Annotated in this window: 24 protein-coding genes and 1 tRNA gene; 24 read left to right on the forward strand and 1 reads right to left on the reverse strand. The window is 53.5% G+C overall.

The features are described 5' to 3' along the window. Nucleotides 1-36: 36 nt before the first annotated feature. The 4 genes from der to ACTHO6_RS02970 all read left to right on the forward strand — a co-directional run bounded on the left by der (nucleotide 37) and on the right by ACTHO6_RS02970 (nucleotide 3408). On the forward strand, nucleotides 37-1350 hold the full coding sequence (gene der / locus ACTHO6_RS02955) for a ribosome biogenesis GTPase Der (RefSeq protein ID WP_440239164.1): 1314 nt from the start codon (nucleotides 37-39) through the stop codon (nucleotides 1348-1350). Nucleotides 1351-1365: 15 nt separating this feature from the next. Next, nucleotides 1366-1968, forward strand: coding sequence for a glycerol-3-phosphate 1-O-acyltransferase PlsY (gene plsY, locus ACTHO6_RS02960; protein WP_440239166.1), 603 nt, complete (start codon nucleotides 1366-1368; stop codon nucleotides 1966-1968). 59 nt (nucleotides 1969-2027) lie between these two features. Further along, on the forward strand, nucleotides 2028-3065 hold the full coding sequence (locus ACTHO6_RS02965) for an NAD(P)H-dependent glycerol-3-phosphate dehydrogenase (RefSeq protein ID WP_440239168.1): 1038 nt from the start codon (nucleotides 2028-2030) through the stop codon (nucleotides 3063-3065). Between the two features lie 73 nt (nucleotides 3066-3138). Further along, nucleotides 3139-3408 (forward strand): stage VI sporulation protein F, encoded by a 270-nt coding sequence (locus ACTHO6_RS02970; protein WP_440239170.1) that lies wholly within the window; start codon nucleotides 3139-3141, stop codon nucleotides 3406-3408. 120 nt (nucleotides 3409-3528) lie between these two features. On the opposite strand, the gene ACTHO6_RS02975 is transcribed toward ACTHO6_RS02970, so the two are convergent. Further along, nucleotides 3529-4059: a hypothetical protein gene (locus ACTHO6_RS02975; protein WP_440239173.1), complete on the reverse strand. Its 531-nt coding sequence runs from the start codon at nucleotides 4057-4059 to the stop codon at nucleotides 3529-3531. 129 nt (nucleotides 4060-4188) lie between these two features. Between ACTHO6_RS02975 and ACTHO6_RS02980 the strand changes: the two genes are divergently transcribed. The 20 genes from ACTHO6_RS02980 to ACTHO6_RS03075 all read left to right on the forward strand — a co-directional run bounded on the left by ACTHO6_RS02980 (nucleotide 4189) and on the right by ACTHO6_RS03075 (nucleotide 17446). Beyond that, entirely contained in the window at nucleotides 4189-4377 is a 189-nt protein-coding gene (locus tag ACTHO6_RS02980) for a DUF2768 family protein (protein ID WP_440239175.1), read from the forward strand. Nucleotides 4378-4388: 11 nt separating this feature from the next. Continuing rightward, nucleotides 4389-4685, forward strand: a complete 297-nt coding sequence (locus tag ACTHO6_RS02985) for a 2Fe-2S iron-sulfur cluster-binding protein (RefSeq protein WP_440239177.1) — start codon at nucleotides 4389-4391, stop codon at nucleotides 4683-4685. Between the two features lie 15 nt (nucleotides 4686-4700). Further along, complete coding sequence (locus ACTHO6_RS02990) at nucleotides 4701-5042, forward strand: 2Fe-2S iron-sulfur cluster-binding protein (RefSeq protein ID WP_440239179.1); 342 nt, start codon at nucleotides 4701-4703, stop codon at nucleotides 5040-5042. A gap of 20 nt (nucleotides 5043-5062) precedes the next feature. Beyond that, the gene (locus ACTHO6_RS02995; protein WP_440239181.1) at nucleotides 5063-5791 is read left to right on the forward strand and encodes a hypothetical protein; all 729 of its coding nucleotides are present in this window, start codon (nucleotides 5063-5065) and stop codon (nucleotides 5789-5791) included. A 180-nt stretch (nucleotides 5792-5971) separates the two neighbouring features. Further along, nucleotides 5972-7450 carry a stage IV sporulation protein A gene (spoIVA, locus tag ACTHO6_RS03000; protein WP_440239420.1) on the forward strand — a complete coding sequence of 493 codons (1479 nt, stop codon included), beginning with the start codon at nucleotides 5972-5974 and terminating at the stop codon, nucleotides 7448-7450. Nucleotides 7451-7685: 235 nt separating this feature from the next. Next, complete coding sequence (locus ACTHO6_RS03005; protein WP_005831316.1) at nucleotides 7686-7958, forward strand: HU family DNA-binding protein; 273 nt, start codon at nucleotides 7686-7688, stop codon at nucleotides 7956-7958. Between the two features lie 312 nt (nucleotides 7959-8270). Further along, nucleotides 8271-8834, forward strand: coding sequence for a GTP cyclohydrolase I FolE (folE, locus tag ACTHO6_RS03010; RefSeq protein ID WP_440239185.1), 564 nt, complete (start codon nucleotides 8271-8273; stop codon nucleotides 8832-8834). 105 nt (nucleotides 8835-8939) lie between these two features. Next, nucleotides 8940-9016: transfer RNA gene (locus tag ACTHO6_RS03015), tRNA-Pro, on the forward strand. A gap of 137 nt (nucleotides 9017-9153) precedes the next feature. Next, nucleotides 9154-9831, forward strand: a complete 678-nt coding sequence (locus tag ACTHO6_RS03020) for a lytic transglycosylase domain-containing protein (RefSeq protein ID WP_440239187.1) — start codon at nucleotides 9154-9156, stop codon at nucleotides 9829-9831. A 36-nt stretch (nucleotides 9832-9867) separates the two neighbouring features. Further along, on the forward strand, nucleotides 9868-10098 hold the full coding sequence (gene mtrB, locus ACTHO6_RS03025; protein WP_440239189.1) for a trp RNA-binding attenuation protein MtrB: 231 nt from the start codon (nucleotides 9868-9870) through the stop codon (nucleotides 10096-10098). Between the two features lie 71 nt (nucleotides 10099-10169). Next, nucleotides 10170-10685, forward strand: coding sequence for a hypothetical protein (locus ACTHO6_RS03030; protein ID WP_440239191.1), 516 nt, complete (start codon nucleotides 10170-10172; stop codon nucleotides 10683-10685). Nucleotides 10686-10800: 115 nt separating this feature from the next. Continuing rightward, nucleotides 10801-11637, forward strand: a complete 837-nt coding sequence (locus tag ACTHO6_RS03035; protein WP_440239193.1) for a heptaprenyl diphosphate synthase component 1 — start codon at nucleotides 10801-10803, stop codon at nucleotides 11635-11637. Between the two features lie 4 nt (nucleotides 11638-11641). Continuing rightward, nucleotides 11642-12361: a demethylmenaquinone methyltransferase gene (locus ACTHO6_RS03040; RefSeq protein WP_440239194.1), complete on the forward strand. Its 720-nt coding sequence runs from the start codon at nucleotides 11642-11644 to the stop codon at nucleotides 12359-12361. A 70-nt stretch (nucleotides 12362-12431) separates the two neighbouring features. Beyond that, nucleotides 12432-13301 carry a UbiA-like polyprenyltransferase gene (locus tag ACTHO6_RS03045; protein WP_440239196.1) on the forward strand — a complete coding sequence of 290 codons (870 nt, stop codon included), beginning with the start codon at nucleotides 12432-12434 and terminating at the stop codon, nucleotides 13299-13301. Next, complete coding sequence (locus ACTHO6_RS03050; RefSeq protein WP_440239198.1) at nucleotides 13298-13894, forward strand: UbiX family flavin prenyltransferase; 597 nt, start codon at nucleotides 13298-13300, stop codon at nucleotides 13892-13894. Before ACTHO6_RS03045 ends, ACTHO6_RS03050 begins: the two co-directional genes overlap by 4 nt. A gap of 4 nt (nucleotides 13895-13898) precedes the next feature. After that, nucleotides 13899-14762 (forward strand): menaquinone biosynthetic enzyme MqnA/MqnD family protein, encoded by an 864-nt coding sequence (locus tag ACTHO6_RS03055; RefSeq protein ID WP_440239200.1) that lies wholly within the window; start codon nucleotides 13899-13901, stop codon nucleotides 14760-14762. Nucleotides 14763-14778: 16 nt separating this feature from the next. Beyond that, nucleotides 14779-15744 (forward strand): polyprenyl synthetase family protein, encoded by a 966-nt coding sequence (locus tag ACTHO6_RS03060; RefSeq protein WP_440239203.1) that lies wholly within the window; start codon nucleotides 14779-14781, stop codon nucleotides 15742-15744. 104 nt (nucleotides 15745-15848) lie between these two features. Continuing rightward, entirely contained in the window at nucleotides 15849-16292 is a 444-nt protein-coding gene (gene ndk / locus ACTHO6_RS03065) for a nucleoside-diphosphate kinase (RefSeq protein ID WP_440239205.1), read from the forward strand. 135 nt (nucleotides 16293-16427) lie between these two features. Continuing rightward, nucleotides 16428-17201, forward strand: coding sequence for a CheR family methyltransferase (locus ACTHO6_RS03070; RefSeq protein ID WP_440239207.1), 774 nt, complete (start codon nucleotides 16428-16430; stop codon nucleotides 17199-17201). Between the two features lie 77 nt (nucleotides 17202-17278). Further along, on the forward strand, nucleotides 17279-17446 hold the full coding sequence (locus ACTHO6_RS03075; RefSeq protein ID WP_440239209.1) for a hypothetical protein: 168 nt from the start codon (nucleotides 17279-17281) through the stop codon (nucleotides 17444-17446). Nucleotides 17447-17614: the final 168 nt, after the last annotated feature.

Raw genomic sequence — 17614 nt, forward strand, 5'->3', positions numbered from 1 at the left:
AGTCAAAACGTAAAATGAGAGAGAGTGTTGTTGATTATGGGATTACCTGTGGTAGCCATTGTGGGGAGACCCAACGTGGGCAAGTCCACGATTTTTAACAGACTGGTCGGCGAGCGCATCGCGATCGTGGAGGATATGCCGGGAGTCACCCGGGACCGCCTGTACGGAAAGGGAGAATGGCTGACCCACGCCTTCCACGTGATTGACACGGGCGGAATCGAGTTTGGCGAGACCGATGAAATTCTCACGCAAATGCGCTACCAGGCGGAGCTGGCGATTGATGAGGCCAACGTCATCATCATGATCGCGGACTACCGAACAGGCGTGACAGACGCCGACGTAGAGCTGGCCCGAATGCTGAACCGCATGGGAAAACCGATCGTTCTGGCCGTAAACAAGGCGGACAATCCGGATATGCGTGCCGATATTTACGACTTTTATTCGCTTGGCCTGGGCGAGCCGTTCCCGGTCTCTGGCAGCCACGGTCTTGGCCTGGGAGATATGCTGGAGGAAGTGGTGCGCCATTTTCCTGCCGAAACCGACGAGGACCGAAAAGAGGACGTCATTCGCGTCTCGATTATCGGTCGGCCGAACGTAGGGAAGTCGTCCTTGACGAATGCGCTGCTCGGGGAAGAACGCGTCATTGTGAGCGACGTCGCGGGAACCACCCGGGATGCCATTGATACTCCGTTCGAGCGGGATGGGCAAAGCTACGTTCTCGTCGATACCGCGGGGATGCGCAAGCGCGGAAAAGTGTACGAGACGACCGAAAAATACAGTGTCATGCGCGCCATGCGTTCCATCGAAGACAGCGATGTCGTTCTCGTGGTACTCAACGGGGAAGAAGGCATCATCGAGCAGGACAAAAAGATTGCCGGCTACGCGCATGAGGCAGGCCGCGGCGTGATTATCATCGTCAACAAGTGGGATGCCGTTGAAAAAGACGACAAGACGATGCAGCGCTTCACGGAGCTGATCCGCGAAGAATTCAAATATCTGGACTACGCGCCGATCCTGTTCGTTTCGGCGAAGTCGAAGCAGCGCATTCACACGATTCTGCCGAAGGTCAACGAGGTGGCGCAAGCACACGCCATGCGCATTCCGACCTCCGTGCTCAACGATATCGTGACGGATGCGACGATTCGCACACCGCCGCCGTCCGACAGAGGAAAGCGCCTGAAAATCAACTACGCGACACAAGCGACAGTCAAGCCTCCTACGTTCATTCTGTTCGTGAACGATCCGGAGCTTATGCATTTCTCCTATGAGCGGTACATAGAGAACAAGATCCGCGAAGCGTTTGTCTTTGAAGGTACGCCTGTTCGCATATGGACGCGGAAAAAAACGTAGGGAGAGGAATCCGCCATGGTGTTAATAGCCTGGGTGCTCAGCTATTTGATCGGTTCCATTAGCTTCAGCTATCTGATCGCCAAAAAAGTTGCAGGAATTGACATTCGCGCATATGGCAGCGGGAACGCCGGAGCGACCAATACGCTTCGCGTGCTGGGAAAAGGGCCGGGTGTCGCCGTGCTGATTCTCGATGCTTTAAAAGGGTTAGCGGCAATGGGGATCACGCACCTCATGACAGGCGATCCTGCCGCCTATGCAGTGGCGGGACTGTTTGTCATCGCAGGGCACAACTGGCCCATCTATTTTGGCTTTCGTGGGGGAAAGGGCATTGCGACCACGCTCGGTGTGGTGCTGGGGTTCTCTCCCCTGGCCTTTTTGATTGCCGGGATACTGGCTGTTCTGGTCATCGCGATCACCCGTTACGTCTCTCTGGGATCGCTTGTGCTGGTTACGGCTATCCCCGTTTCCCTCTATCTGTTGGACAAACCGATTTCCTTTTTTTGGACAAGTTTGGTCATCGCCGTATTTGCGTATGTTCGCCATTATAATAATATCCGCAATCTTCTCGCAGGCAATGAACGGAAATTGGGAGAGAAGTCCAACCGCAAGCTGGGATAGCTTTTGGATGAGTCAGAATCGTTCTTGCGAATATGCCTGGAATGATGGAGGGGGATCTATTGAGGAAAGAGGTTACCGTAGTCGGGGCGGGCAGCTGGGGCACGGCGCTCGCTTCCGTCCTGGCGGAAAACGGCCATCAAGTTACGCTTTGGGTGCGCGATCCCAAGCTGGCAGACGAAGTGAACAACAAGCATACGAACGCCAAATATTTGCCTGAGGCAAAGCTGGCGAAGAGCATTGTCGCCACGACGGACATCGAAGCAGCCGTATCGGGCAAGCGGATTGTGCTCTTGGCCGTTCCGTCGCACGCGATGCGGCAAATTTGCCGGCAGATGGCTCCGTTTTTACATCAGGATGTGCTGTTGATCCATGCGACCAAAGGCTTTGAGCTGGAAAGCCTGAAGCGAATGTCTGAGGTCATCATGGAAGAGGTGCCGCGCGAAATTTCCGGCAGGCTCGCGGTCCTGTCCGGACCGAGTCACGCGGAAGAGGTAGTCCGCAGACAGCCTACGACAGTCGTTGTCGCGTCAGAGTCGGAGGAGAGCATGCTCCGGGCGCAGGACTTGCTGATGAATGCTAATTTTCGCGTCTACACCAACCCGGATCTGATCGGAGCGGAAATTGCCGGCGCACTGAAAAATATCATTGCGCTCGGAGCAGGCATGTCGGACGGGCTTGGATTTGGCGACAACGCGAAGGCGGCGCTTTTGACGCGCGGACTGGCGGAAATCAGCCGTCTCGGCATCAAGCTGGGCGCCTTGCCGCTGACGTTCTCGGGCCTTGCGGGCGTCGGCGACCTGATCGTGACGTGCACCAGCCGCCATAGCCGCAACTGGCGGGCGGGCTACATGCTCGGTCAGGGCAAAAAGCTCGACGATGTGCTGGAGCAGATGGGAATGGTCGTCGAGGGCGTGCGCACGACTCATGCGGCGTATGCCCTGGCGCAGCGCGAACAGGTCGAGATGCCGATTACCTCGGTGCTGTACGGCATTTTGTTCGAAGGAAAAGAGCCGCGCCAAGGGGTAGAAGAGCTGATGGGCCGAGGGAAGACGTTCGAGATGGGCTACCTGAACCCGGACGGGAGCATCGAAGCCTAGGCGAAGCTTTTCACACATGTAGGCTCCTGCACATACGATAGGGGGAAAGCCCAGGTGCAGGAGGAGATCAGCAATGAACAACAATCTGTCCAAGCGTTTTTTGGAGCGTTTGCAAGGAAAAGCAGCAGAAAAGGTCGACGAGGGAAAACTGCGTTCGCTCGCCAGCCAGGTAAAGAAAAGTGACTTCGAGGATGAGGCAAAGCTGCGGCAAATTCTCCAGACGCTCGCTGCCATGAGCGGGAAAAAGCTCAACGCCGAAAAGGAAGACAAGATCATCGAGATGTTTCGCAACAAGGAAATCAATTTGAATGACATGTCTTCCTTGTCCAAGCTGCTCAAGTGAGAGAAATGGGCGATTATGCCCGTTACCTGCTGTCAAAACCATCATACAGTAAAACTAGGAACAATCATGGCTCTACAGGGACATGGCTGACCTACAGATACCATGAAAAAAAGAGGGATGTCATCCCTCTTTTTTTCGTTGCTTGCTCGTGCCGCTCACCGTTTGCGTCAGCAGGTTTTGCACCAATGGCGATTGCAAGAGGCCCAGGATTTGCCCGATATCGATATTGCCTAGCGGATTGCCTCCGCCGCTTCCTGCCGCTGCACTGGATTCCTGCGGCGCCTCTTCTGCGCGGGCCGATTCCCTGCCTTTTGCGCTCTCCTTCGCTGCGCCGGTATTGCCTTTTCGTCTGGTCGAGATGGGCTTTTCCACGGCGGCTTCCGGTTCCGTTGCACGTTTGCCCAGGTTTTCGATGATCTCCATGGCTCCGTACAGCGTATCCATCGTTTCCTCTACCTGGCGAATCGTGCTGCTGATCCCTTTGATGTTGTTGCGCATCTTGGATACAGAGGATCGTAGGTCTACGGCTGGAATGATTTTTTTGGGGCTGATGGCCAATGATACGTCGGCCGCTTGATCGCTCAGCTTTCTGCTCGGTATGGGAGCGTAGGGGTTCCGCCATTTTCGTCCGTTTACTTTGCTGCTCAACATGCATCCCTCCCATGGGCGAATTCATCAGAATAGTCTATGCGAACGTCCAGATGGAGGTTCACAACGTCAGACGAGAGCTGGGAAGTATGGTATAATGAAGCAAAACATGCAAAGGATGCTGCAAGAAATATGTATATTGATCCTATGACCAAGATGAACATTTCCCTGCTGGCGATCGGCCTGATGTTCGTCTGCAATCTACTGATGATTTTTGCCAGAAAAATAACAAATGCGCTGGTCCGGTTTCTCGTGAAGACTTGCGCTTTCTTGTTGCTGATCGCAGTGTTTGTCATGATTTTGATCGTGATTTTCGTCTAGGAGGGGAAACGATGTCGCAGTTGACGCTGATTACGCGTGCAGGAACCTTCGAACTGCCGGTGGAGCTGAACGAAACGGTGGTCGCGATGGCCAAAAAGCACAAGGTGACGTGGGGGCATGCCTGCCAGAGAGGCGTATGCGCCCAATGCCGCACGCTTGTTCTCGAGGGGGCTTCGTTCCTCAACGAGATGACCAGCGAAGAAAAGCTGCGCCTGCGCAAGGCTGAGCGGGCGGAAGGATTCAGGCTCGGCTGCCAAATCAGGCTCGTCGGGCAAGGAGATGTGAAGCTTGCCCATCGGCCGTATTAAAAAAGGAGGGACGACATGGGGAAGGTAACCTTTCTTCCCGGCGGGAAAAGCGTGAAGGCAAGGGCTGGCCAAACGATCGTCAGCGTGGCTGGCAATGCCCGAGTCGTCATCCCGCAAAGGTGCGGAGGCCATGCATCCTGTCTGATGTGCCGCGTCGTCCTGGAGAGCGGCGAACTGGCGGCTCCAACCGCGCTGGAGCTGCGAAAAATGCCGGAGCAGGACTTGCGGCAGGGGATACGCCTGGCTTGTCAGGCGAAGACGACGCACAGCGACTGTACGGTCCGCATACCGGAGAGTCGCTTGAAATCGGTGGTAGCGGCCGCGCTGGAGCGACAACGCATGGAAAATGAAGAATGAGGGTTTGAGGTGTACATAAGATGTGGCAATCATGGCGGAAAACCTTCAAGCTGATGATGAGCTTGAGCATCCTTTCTGTGCTTTTGTCCGGATGTCTGTATCCGGAAGAGCGAAAGGCGGAAAATCAGGTACCCAGCTCCTTTTTTCTCGAAGCGGCGCAAAAAGGAGTCGAGCAATTTCAAAAAGACACAGGCGTGCTGCCTATTGTGACGAAGCCGCTGGATACTCCCATTTTTGAGAAATACGAGATCGATTTTCGCAAAATGATTCCCAAGTACCTCCCGGATGTTCCGGGAAACGCTTTTGAAAAGGGCGGGATCTACCAATACGTCCTGATTGACGTGGAGACGAAGCCGACTGTCAAGCTGATCCATCTGGGGGCCGTCAGCACGGTCGCAGACGTACAATCGGCTGTAGACCGTTATCGCGGCTATTTCAACAAGCTGCCCGTGAAGGCTGATCTGGGCAACGGCTACTACTCGATCGACCATGCCGAAATCGGCGTGAAAACCTGGCAGGTGCCCTCTACCATGGGCAATTATTTGCTGCCGCTGGTCATGAACGCAGACGGGCAGGTCGGGATCGACTACGCGGCGGATATCGCGACGATGCTGCGGGAGAGCAAGGTAACCGTCACACCGAATACGGATCCGAGATACGTACTGGCGCGGTCGTCGATGTTCGTGCCGGCCAAATCGTTCCCGTACGAGCTGGTAGACGGCGAGCCGAGACTGCTCAAAATCAAATAGCGGACACAAAAAACAACTCTGGCCGGAGTTGTTTTTTTGTTCTAGTTGGCCCAGCCGCACATATACTTGTACTGTCCACAAAACTAGTACGAGATTCCCTACGAAAAGACTGACGGGCAGGGATAATTCGGAAAATCGGTCATAGTGTAAAAATAGACAAATAGAAGGAGGTCATCGATGGTGGAACGAGTCGACATCTTTAAAGACATTGCCGAACGGACGGGCGGAGACATCTACCTCGGAGTAGTAGGCCCGGTTCGTACGGGAAAGTCGACCTTTATCAAACGGTTTATGGAGCAGGTCGTCATCCCGAATATCCAGTCAGAAGCAGAGCGGATCAGAGCGACCGATGAACTGCCGCAGAGTGCTTCCGGCCGAACGATCATGACGACAGAGCCGAAATTTGTTCCGAATCAGGCCGTAAACGTACATGTAACAGAAGGACTCAGCATTAACGTCCGCCTCGTTGACTGCGTGGGCTACACGGTTCAAGGAGCAAAAGGCTTCGAGGATGACAACGGCCCCCGAATGGTGAATACGCCGTGGTATGAGGAGCCGGTTCCCTTCGAGGAGGCAGCCGAAGTCGGAACGCGCAAAGTCATCCAGGAGCATTCGACCATCGGGATCGTCGTGACGACAGACGGCAGCATCGCGGAAATCCCGCGTGTAGGATACATCGACGCGGAGGAACGGGTCGTCAATGAGCTGAAGGAAGTGGGCAAACCGTTTGTCATTGTGGTCAACTCGACGCGCCCGCGCTCGGACGAAGCGCAAAACCTGCGCGTGCAGCTTCAGGAAAAATACGACGTGCCCGTGGTGGCCTTGTCCGTCGACCACATGACAGAGCAGGAAATTCTCCTCCTGATGCGAGAAGTGCTGTTCGAGTTTCCGGTGCATGAAGTAAATGTGAACCTGCCCAGCTGGGTCATGGTGCTGGAAAATGGTCACTGGCTCCGTCAGAACTATGAAGAAGCCGTACGTGAAACCGTGCAGGATATTCGCCGGTTGCGCGACGTGGACCGCGTTGTCGGGTTCTTCAATGACTATGACTTCGTGGAGCGAGCGTCTCTGGCAGGCATGCACATGGGCCAGGGGATCGCTGAAATCGACCTGTTCGCACCGGATGAACTGTACGATCGCATCCTGATGGAGATCGTCGGTGTCGAGATCAACGGCAAGGATCATTTGCTGAAAATCATGCAGGAGTTCGCCCACGCCAAGCGCGAGTACGACCAGGTAGCGGAAGCCTTGCATATGGTGCGCAGTACGGGCTACGGAATCGCTGCTCCGTCGCTGCATGAGATGACCTTGGACGAACCTGAGCTGATTCGCCAGGGACCGCGCTTTGGGGTCAGGTTGAAAGCGACCGCGCCGTCGATCCACATGATCCGCGTGGACGTCGAATCCGAATTTGCGCCGATCATCGGAACCGAGAAGCAAAGCGAAGAGCTCGTGCGCTACTTGATGCAGGACTTCGACAACGACCCGCTGTCGATCTGGAATTCGGATATTTTCGGTCGCTCACTGCATTCCATCGTGAGAGAGGGCATCCAGGCGAAGATTACCATGATGCCGGACAATGCCCGGTATAAACTTCAGGAAACACTGGGCCGAATCATCAACGAAGGCTCGGGCGGTCTGATTGCGATCATACTCTAAGGACTAGGCAGATAGACCTATTGTCGTGAATTTCAAACGAGGCACCCGATGTGACGGGATGCCTTTTTTCTTGTATTTCGTTCAATTTCGACAGGAGGGGCTTGAATTTAGGAAATCGGTGTATTACTATAAGCTTGTCAGATCGGTAAAAACCACCAATCGTGTATAAAACGCTTCGTTTCGGTGAAGAAAAATAATAGCTAGCACTGGTGTTCTTTGAGGGGAGGTGAAGAAAATGAACAAAACAGAATTGATTGCAAAAGTGGCGGAAACCACTGAACTCACCAAGAAAGATGCAACGAAAGCAGTTGATGCCGTTCTCGATGCCATTGCTGACGCATTGAAAACAGGTGATAAAGTCCAACTGATCGGCTTTGGTAACTTCGAAGTTCGTGAGCGCGCGGCTCGTAAAGGTCGTAACCCACAAACAGGTGAAGAGATCGAAATCGCTTCCAGCAAAGTACCTGCGTTTAAGCCAGGTAAACAACTCAAAGACTCCATCAAGTAGTCGTTTCTTTGGAGAACGAAGCACTTACATAAAAAATCCACATTGCCGCAATGTGGATTTTTTTAACGTCTAGCAATGACAAGCGCGATCGCCTCCTAGAGCAGGTCTCGATCACTTTTTTTCAAGCTTTTGCTTTTGTACCTGATACATACAGTTGTCTTGTCAGATGTTTTTGTTTTTTGAACAGGAGTATGGTAAGATTGGCTTGGCTTGTCTGTGCGTACGGAAGCATGACAAACGGATCAGGATTTGGCCAGCCAAAGAAGCTGTCGCTTCTTGGAAAGGGGCCGCTATGCAGGAGGTACAAATGGTATGAACGTTGATTTGGATAAAATTCAACAGGCTGTCCGCATGATTTTGGAGGCGGTAGGCGACAATCCCGATCGGGAAGGATTGCTGGATACTCCGAAGCGCGTCGCGAAAATGTATGCCGAGGTATTCGAGGGCATGCATATAAACGAAGAACAGTACTTCGAGACGGTGTTCAAGGAAGACCATGAAGAAATGGTTTTGGTCAAGGACATTCCGTTCTATTCCATGTGCGAACACCATCTGGTTCCGTTTTTCGGCAAGGCGCATGTCGCCTACATTCCGCGCGGAGGTCGTGTCGTAGGCTTGAGCAAGCTGGCGCGCGCGGTGGACACCGTGGCCAAGCGTCCGCAGCTTCAGGAGAGAATTACGACCACGATTGCCGATTCCATCGTTCGCAAGCTCGATCCGCACGGCGTCATCGTCGTCGTGGAGGCAGAGCACATGTGCATGACGATGCGCGGCGTGAAGAAGCCTGGCTCGAAGACCGTCACCTCTGCGGTGCGGGGCATCTTTGAAAAAGACGCTGCCGCCCGTTCGGAAGTGCTCAGCCTCATCCGGTCCTAGGTTTTCAGCAGGCAGGCGCGCAGTCACATGTGCGCGGATATGAAAAAAACAGCATTTTTTCTATTGACACTGTAGGTAAAATATTGTAAAGTACAGATGTACAGTCGGGATGTGGCGCAGCCCGGTAGCGCGCACCCTTGGGGTGGGTGAGGTCCAGGGTTCGAATCCCTGCATTCCGACCATCTGAATAGACAGCCAGGAAGCCTGTTGAACAGGCTTCTTTTTTTGCTCTTGACGGTTTCCACTTTTGCTATTGGCTTCCTGATCTTTCTTTTTTATAATAGAAGGGAGACAAGCAAGGGAAGGGTTGTTCCGTACCATGAAGGTGCCTGTAACGCTTCAGCCATATGTACAAGCAATGCCGCAATCGTATCCGACCAATCAAGCAGCTTCATCCCTCGTGGGGGAGCAGGACCTCTTTTCAGATATCTTGCAGACACAGCTGGCGTCCGGTCAGCGCGTCATCTCCTCGCAAGAGATTTTGGCCAAGCTCGACGGCAGCAGAGCGTGGAAGCTGGCCACAAGCGATGAGGCAGAGCTGGATGCTTCTGCGTCAAAAGGAGCGACCGCTGCTCCGGGAGCTATTTTGGAGAAAATCGAACGGACCGCCAAAGCGCTCGGTGTCGACCCTGATCTCGTCAGGGAAGTCGTGCGGGCAGAATCCAACTTCAATCCCCATGTCGTTTCCAGAGCAGGGGCAAAAGGCTTGATGCAGCTCATGGACAAAACGGCGCAGGCGATGAGCGTCCGCAATGCCTACGACCCGGACGAAAATCTGGCGGGGGGAACCAAATATTTGAAATCGCTTCTCGACCGCTACGATGGAAATGTCAAAGTGGCGCTGGCCGCGTACAATGCAGGTCCGGGCCGGGTAAGCCGCCTTGGCATCGACAGCGACGAGGAGCTGGAAGCGAAGTACAATCTGCTGCCTGCGGAAACGCAGCGCTACGTAGCAAAAATCATGAGCCGTTTGGAGTCCGACGGGACATCATACTAGACAAGGCGGATCACGCACTGGTCAGGAGGAAACAACTTGTCACAGCCATCAGCTTTTAACCAGGACTATTTTGTCGTCAAAGCAAAGGAAAACGGGGTGCATGTCATCGGCCTTACGCGAGGCTCCGACACCCGCTTTCACCATACGGAAAAGCTCGATAAGGGCGAAGTGATGATTTTCCAGTTCACGGAGCATACTTCTGCCATCAAGGTTCGCGGAAAAGCAGTGATTTACTCGCAGCACGGCGTGATCGATACGACAGAGTAGCGAGCTCCCTTTGCAAAAGCAGGCATAGCCTGCTTTTTTTAGTTGTACAATGGTGGAGAGGAGGGATGTCTATGCCGCGCCAACTGCTCGTGGCGATTGTCGTTTCCACTTTTTTGGCCCTGATGCTGTCGCTTGTTCCGAGCGCCGGGTGGGTGCGGACGGATGTTCCAACCTTCCAGCCGGCACGCCCGATTCAGTTGAGCGAGCGAAATGTCCTGGATTTGTTTACATTGGCGACTCCACACTATAAAATGAAGCGTATAAAATGGGAAAACCCGTCCATCTATGTCGATTTTGTGGTGAAACCGGGTGAAAAAGTGAACGTCCGTCATGTTTATCAAGATTTTTACAGCTTGACATACGAGCTGTTTACGCTCACGGACAATGTCGGGCACGTCTATTTCCGCTTGCTGGAAGAAAGCGATCAGCCGCAACAGTCGAAACTGCTGCTGGCCATCCAGACGACGGAGCCCCGGCCGCTTTCGCATCTCCAACCGATTGCGGAGCTCGGGGACGTCGAGTCCTTTGTGAAAAACACATTCGCTGTCCGAATCGACCCGTATTTTTATGAGAGAATTAGTCCCTGATGGTAGAAGTATGGTATGATAGTAAGGACGGCCTTTTGACCGGATGGTAAAGGGAAACGGAAGTGTACGGAACAGGCAGACATCTTTAGGTTGCGCAGCTTGTGGAGGAGGACGCATGAGCAAAGAACATACCCCATATGTAGAAGAGGTTCGGTCGATCATCGAGCAGATCTACAAGCGAACCACCCATTCCTATGTAGAGTATTACGTAGATGTTCCTTCCATGGCGGAAAATCGCCTGGAACTTTTGTATCTGTTTTTGCGGGAACAAGGCATGACGAAGGAACGGGCTTCCATTTTCTGCACGGCGACGGGACTTGTCCAGCTGGGACTGGACATGCATGAGCATGTGAAAAATCAATACGAAGATTCGCTGAGCGCAGAACGAAACCGACAGTTGACCGTGCTTGCCGGCGATTATTACAGCAGCCGCTACTACCACCTGCTGTCTGAAACGGGTGAAATCGAAGCGATCCAGGTGCTGTCCGGAGCCGTTCAGCGCGTGAATGAAGCAAAAATGAAGCTGTACGTTGCGGGACGCGATTCCAGAAGCTTGTCAGATGAAGAGTACTGGGAGCTGCGCAATACGATTGATACAGGCTTGTACGTAGCGATTGTCGAGAAGTATGCGGATTCGGACGATCGCCGCCGTTTCTGGGTAAATCTGATGAAGGAGACGGCCAAGGTAGAGAGTGTCATTGGAGAATGGGAGCAAATCAAGTGGCAAGAACAAGTTCCTTTTGGTTTTGCTCGCTTTTTGCTGCAAAAACCAGGCGCTACGCTTGCTCAGGTGCTGTCGATCGTCGAGATGAAAGCCATGGAAATGCTCAGCTTGTGCGAGCAAATGGTGCGAACGCTGCATCCTGCGGAAACGCGCAACGTGCTCGCTTCCATAACGGCTCGCTACTCCCATCGCGTGAATCGCCTGAAACGAGTTATTGAGGAGATGTAGCCTAGTGGACCAGACACAAATGAAAGAGAAGGCACAGTACGTTCACTTCGTATTCGAGAGCATTGCGAACGACTACGACAAAATGAACAACGTCATCAGCTTCGGCAGCCATTTGGCTTGGCGCAATTACACCATGAAGCAAATGAACATCCGCCCCGGAGACAGTGCGCTCGATGTGGCCTGCGGAACGGCGGACTGGACGATTGCGCTGGCGAAAGCCGTGGGCAAAGAGGGCCGGGTTGTCGGGCTGGACTTTAGCCAGAAGATGCTGGATGTAGGGGCGTACAAGGTAGCGAACGCCGGTATCGGCAATACCGTCAAGCTGGTGAATGCCGACGCGATGAGCCTGCCGTATGAGGACAATACATTCGATTTTGCCACCATCGGCTTTGCGTTGCGCAACGTACCGGATGTGCAGCAAGTGCTGAACGAGATGGCCCGCGTTGTGAAGCCGGGCGGAAAAGTCGTTTCGCTGGAAGTGTCCAAGCCCCCGTTTCTCCCGTATCGCAAGCTCTTTTACTTATACTTCTATAAAATTTTGCCGTTGATTGCGAAACTGACCGTGAACAAATACGAGGAATATGCGTGGCTCCCGCACTCGCTGACGAATTTCCCGGACAGCCGCGAGCTGGCGGGAATGTTTCAAAAGGCTGGCCTGGACCAGGTTCAGGTCAAGCTGTTTATGGGGGGCGTATCCGCTCTGCATATCGGAACCAAGCCGTAACCTCAGCGTCTGGCCTCGGCGCGAGCGGGTCAAGGGCGCTATTTTTTCAGGAGAATAGGAAGTGTCATAGATGGGTCTACGTAAATTGAAAATCATCTTGGAAATGATAAAATTCGAGCATTCCCTGTTTGCTTTGCCGTTTGCTTTTATGGGGGCGGTTTTGGGAAGTATTGTAATTGAGAAGGCATGGCCGACCTGGATGGAAATTTTTTGGGTGACCGTTGCGATGGTAGGGGCGCGCAGCGCAGCCATGTCGTTGAACCGACTCATCGACCGCGTCATTGATGCCAAAAACCCGCGAACGGCCACACGCGCGATTCCGGCGGGGCTGATCTCCGTCCTGGAGGTTGTCCTGTTTATTGTCGTTTCGTTCGTGATGCTGTTCATCGCTGCCTTCCAGCTGAATGATTTGGCCGTCAAGCTGTTGCCGCTTGCCGTTTTCGTGCTGGTGTTGTATTCCTACACCAAACGCTTTACCTGGCTGTGCCATTTTGTATTGGGAGTAGCAATCGGGTTCGGACCGCTGGGCGGATGGGTAGCCACGACGGGACAGGTAGACGCGATCGGCTTACTCCTGTTTGCGTCCGTGCTGTTCTGGACGGCTGGCTTCGATATTATTTACGCCTGCCAGGATGCCGAATTTGACCGCAAAGAAGGGCTGTTCTCCATGCCGAGCCGCTTCGGGATCGCCAATGCCCTGGTCGTGGCGAGACTGTGCCACATCCTGACGTTTGTCGGCTTGCTGTCGCTGTATGTCGTGGCGGACCTGTCGCTCTGGTTCCTGCTGGGCGTGCTGATCTCCGGGGTGATCCTGATTTACGAGCACACGCTGGTCAAGCCGACCGACCTGTCGAAGGTCGATGTAGCCTTTTTCAACATGAACGGAATTTTGAGCGTCGTCATGTTCGTGTTTACCATGATTGATCTGGTGATTGCATGAACAGGCAAAAGTGGGTAGTCGGGATTACAGGAGCAAGCGGCGCGATTTATGGCGTCCGGGTCGTGATCGAGCTTTTGCGCGCCGGGCACCTCGTTCATCTGATGATTACCGAGGCAGGCTGGCAAGTTTTTCGCGATGAGCTGGACTGGCAGGCAGACGACCGGGAAGGGCTATTGCGGGAGAAGCTGCAGCAGGATTTCCCCGGTGAGCTGCATTATTGGGGACTGCGTGACTTCACTTGCCCTGCTGCAAGCGGGTCGTATCGCTGCGACGGCATGATCGTGGTTCCGTGCTCGATGGGCACCTTGTCCGGTATCGCGCATGGCGCCTCCGGCAATTTGCTGGAGCGCGTCGCGGATGTGATGATAAAAGAAGGCAGACGGCTCGTGATCGTCCCCAGGGAGACGCCGCTCCATGCGATCCACCTGGAAAACATGCTCACGCTGAGCAGGCTCGGCGTGCGGATTTTGCCGGCCATGCCCGGCTATTACCAAAAGCCGCAAACGATGGATGACTTGATTAACTTTGTCGTGGGAAAAGCTTTGGATGCACTGGATGTACCACACTCGCTGTTTCGGCGTTGGGGGGAATAGACGCATGCAAAAGTCTTTGCGGATCGGACAAATTTTGTATACCAACGTGTTGCCAGTCTATTACTATTTTGAACAAGCCAAATTCGAGGATCGGATCGAATTCATTCGCCAGGTGCCTGCCCAGTTGAACCTGGCGATGGCCAAGGGCGAGATTGACATGGGCCCGATTTCCTCGTTCAGCTATGCCGAGCATGCCTCCCGGTATGTGGCATTGGCAGACCTGTCTGTCAGCGCCAAAGGGAGAGTAGGCTCCCTTTTCTTATTCAGCAAAAAGCCGATCGAGCAGCTGAACGGGGCGAAAATCGCCCTGACCAATACGTCGGCGACGACTGTGAATCTGTTGAAAATCATTCTCCACAAGTTTTACGAATACGAGATCGCGTACGTTACACAAGAGCCGAATCTGGCGCAGATGCTGCAAGGTGCGGATGCGGCCCTGCTCATCGGCGACGACGCGATTGCCGCCGAGCGGACAGCCAAAGACCTGCACGTATACGATCTCGGGGAGCTGTGGTACAAGTTTACGGGCTACTCGATGACGTTTGCCATTTGGGCGCTTAGACGCGCGGTGCTGGAAGAGCACAGGGAACTGATCGCAGAAGTCCACGCTTCGTTTTTGGCGAGCAAACAGAAGACGAAAGCCGATCCCGGTCCGTTGGTGGATTACGTTTGCGCGCACTACGGCGGAACGAAAGCGGAATGGATTTCCTACTTTGCGGGACTGCAGCACGATTTCGGCGAGGTGCAGCGAGTGGGACTGGAGTATTATTACCGATGCGCGGCGGAGCTGGGGCTTCTGGCTGCCCCCGCGACCGTCGAGTTGTGGCAGGCGGACGGCCACAAGACCAATATTACGCTTGCGAGATAGGTGGAACGGATAACGGATGAACCTAGTCGACATTTATTTCAAGATGAAAAAGGACGTCCAGTACATTGAGGATGAACTGGAAAAATCGATCGATACAGACGTTCGCGAGTTGTATCAATCCTCGACGCATTTGCTCAAAGCAGGAGGAAAGCGCATTCGTCCGGTCTTTGTGCTGCTCGGAGGCAAATGGGGGCACTACGATGTAAAAGTTCTGAAGCACGTCGCCGTCCCGCTTGAGTTGATTCATATGGCTTCGCTGGTTCACGACGACGTGATTGACGATGCGGACAAGCGGCGGGGCAAAGACACGGTGCGCATGAAATGGGACAACAAGGTGGCGATGTACGCAGGCGATTACATTTTTGCCCGGGCGCTGGCCATCGCCTCCCAACTGCCGAATCCGAAGCTGCACCGGATTCTTTCCAACGCGATTGTCGAGGTATGCAAGGGCGAAATCGAGCAGGTCAAAGATTTGAACAACTGGGACCAAAACTTCCGCACGTACCTGCGCAGAATCAAGCGGAAAACGGCGCTTTTGATCGCGATCAGCTGTCAGCTGGGGGCCGTCGCAAGCGGCGCCCCGGAAGAGCTGGTGCGGAAAATGTACTGGTACGGCTACAACGTGGGAATGGCTTTCCAAATTACCGATGATATTCTCGACTTTACGGGAACGGAAAAGCAGCTGGGGAAACCGGCGGGCAGCGATCTGCTCCATGGAAACATCACGCTGCCGGCGCTGTACACCGCTTACCACGGCAAGGCGAGCGGCCAGTTTCAGGAGTGGATCCGGCAAAATACGTTTTGGGATCATGCGGACGAAGCGATTCGTCTGGTACGCCAGGACGAAGGCATTGCGTTTTCCCAGCGGCTGGCCGAACGCTACATCGCGCGCGCCCATGCGATTCTCAGCGACTTGCCCGATACGCAGGCGAAACAATCTCTGACAGGGATTGCCAATTTTATCATCGATCGCAAATTTTAAGGGGAATTTGACGGTCTGCCTGTTGCTTGGCCACCCCAGTTTTGATAAAATTTTCGTTGGTGTTGCATACACCAATACATAGCGTTGATGGAGGCATACTTACAATGGAAAAAACGTTCCTTATGGTAAAACCTGACGGTGTACAACGTAACCTGATCGGAGAAATCGTATCCCGTTTCGAGAAAAAAGGCTACCAACTCGTTGGAGCAAAACTGATGAACGTAAGCCGCGAACTGGCTGAAAAGCACTACGCTGAGCACAAAGAGCGCCCGTTCTTCGGCGAACTGGTTGACTTCATCACTTCCGGCCCTGTGTTCGCGATGGTATGGCAAGGCAACAACGTCATCTCCACCGCTCGTGCGATGATGGGCAAAACCAACCCGCTTGAAGCTGCTGCCGGCACCATCCGTGGCGATTTCGCAACTTCCGTTGGCATGAACATCATCCACGGCTCCGATTCTCCAGAAAGCGCTGAGCGCGAAATCAGCCTCTGGTTCTCCGCTGATGAAGTTCTCTCCTTCGAAAAAACAATCCAACGCTGGATCTAAGTGATAACGAAGAGGAAAAAACCCCGTGCGTGGGGTTTTTCTTTTTTTCGTCACAATCTCCCCGAGAAAAGATAGGATTTTGGCGAATCAGGGCGAAAACAATCAGAAGGAGTTTTCAAGGGGGTACAATTCTGTATGGAAGATAAGGACTTTCTCCAATTTATCGCTAGCGTGAAAAAAATGACCGGAATTGATCTTGCCCTCTACAAGGAAGCACAGATGAAGCGGCGCCTGACTTCGTTGCGGCAAAAGCGGGGCTATGCCACGTTCGTCGACTATTTCGATGCGATCGCAAAGGACAGGGAGCTGTTTTACGAATTCCTCGATCGGATGACGATCAATGTTTCGGAGTTTTTCCGCAACCCCGGGCGCTGGGAGGTTCTCGAAAACAAAATTTTGCCGCGGCTTGCCAAGCAATCGTCGCGCCTGAAATGCTGGAGTGCCGCTTGTTCCACCGGCGAGGAGCCGTACACGCTCTCGCTCATCTTATTGCGCAAGCGTCTGGACGCGACCGTGCTGGCTTCCGATATTGATGAGGGCGCATTGTCCAAGGCCAAGCAAGGCGTTTATACGGACCGCTCCCTGCAGGATTGCCCCAAGGAGCTGGTAGACAAGTATTTCGCCAAGGATACGCACAGCTACCGCATAACCGACGAAGTGAAAAGGCGGGTCACGTTCAAGAAACACAACTTGCTGGCCGATACGTTTGACACGCAGTTCGATCTCATCATCTGCCGCAATGTGATGATCTATTTCACGGAAGAGGCGAAGCACGAGCTGTACCACAAGTTCAGCCGGGCGCTCAAGCCGGGCGGCGTGCTGTTTGTCGGCAGCACGGAGCAAATTTTCCAGCCGCAGCAATACCAGCTGGAGGCAGAAGATACGTTCTTTTATCGGAAAATGGGATAAATCCCCACGGCCCTTTGTATAGCGCTGCTCTTTTTTCCCAAGACTAGGAATACTTACTTTGTCAAGGGGGGCAGCAGATGGATAAGCACAAGGTCATCGAAGCATACCGTCGCGGTTTGATTACGTTGCAAGAATGCGGACAAATACTTGGGGCTGAAAAAACGCAGCTGGATGATTTGATACGTGTGGATCATTCCAGAAGGCCGCTTAGTCCCAATCCTTATTTGATGGTTGATCCGTTTTAGTCACCACCATCTGCACGCGAAAGCGCTTCTCCCGACGGAGGGGCGTTTTTTTGTGGCAAACCAAAGGTTTTCGGCCAAGGTTTCTACTTTTGTATTTCCACAGCCGGACAGGTATGATATTATAGCGCTTAAAAGTGATAAAGGACAGCGACCCGAACCGGAAGGAAT

The sequence above is a fragment of the Brevibacillus sp. SAFN-007a genome (genome assembly GCF_051967035.1).
Classification (GTDB): domain Bacteria; phylum Bacillota; class Bacilli; order Brevibacillales; family Brevibacillaceae; genus Brevibacillus.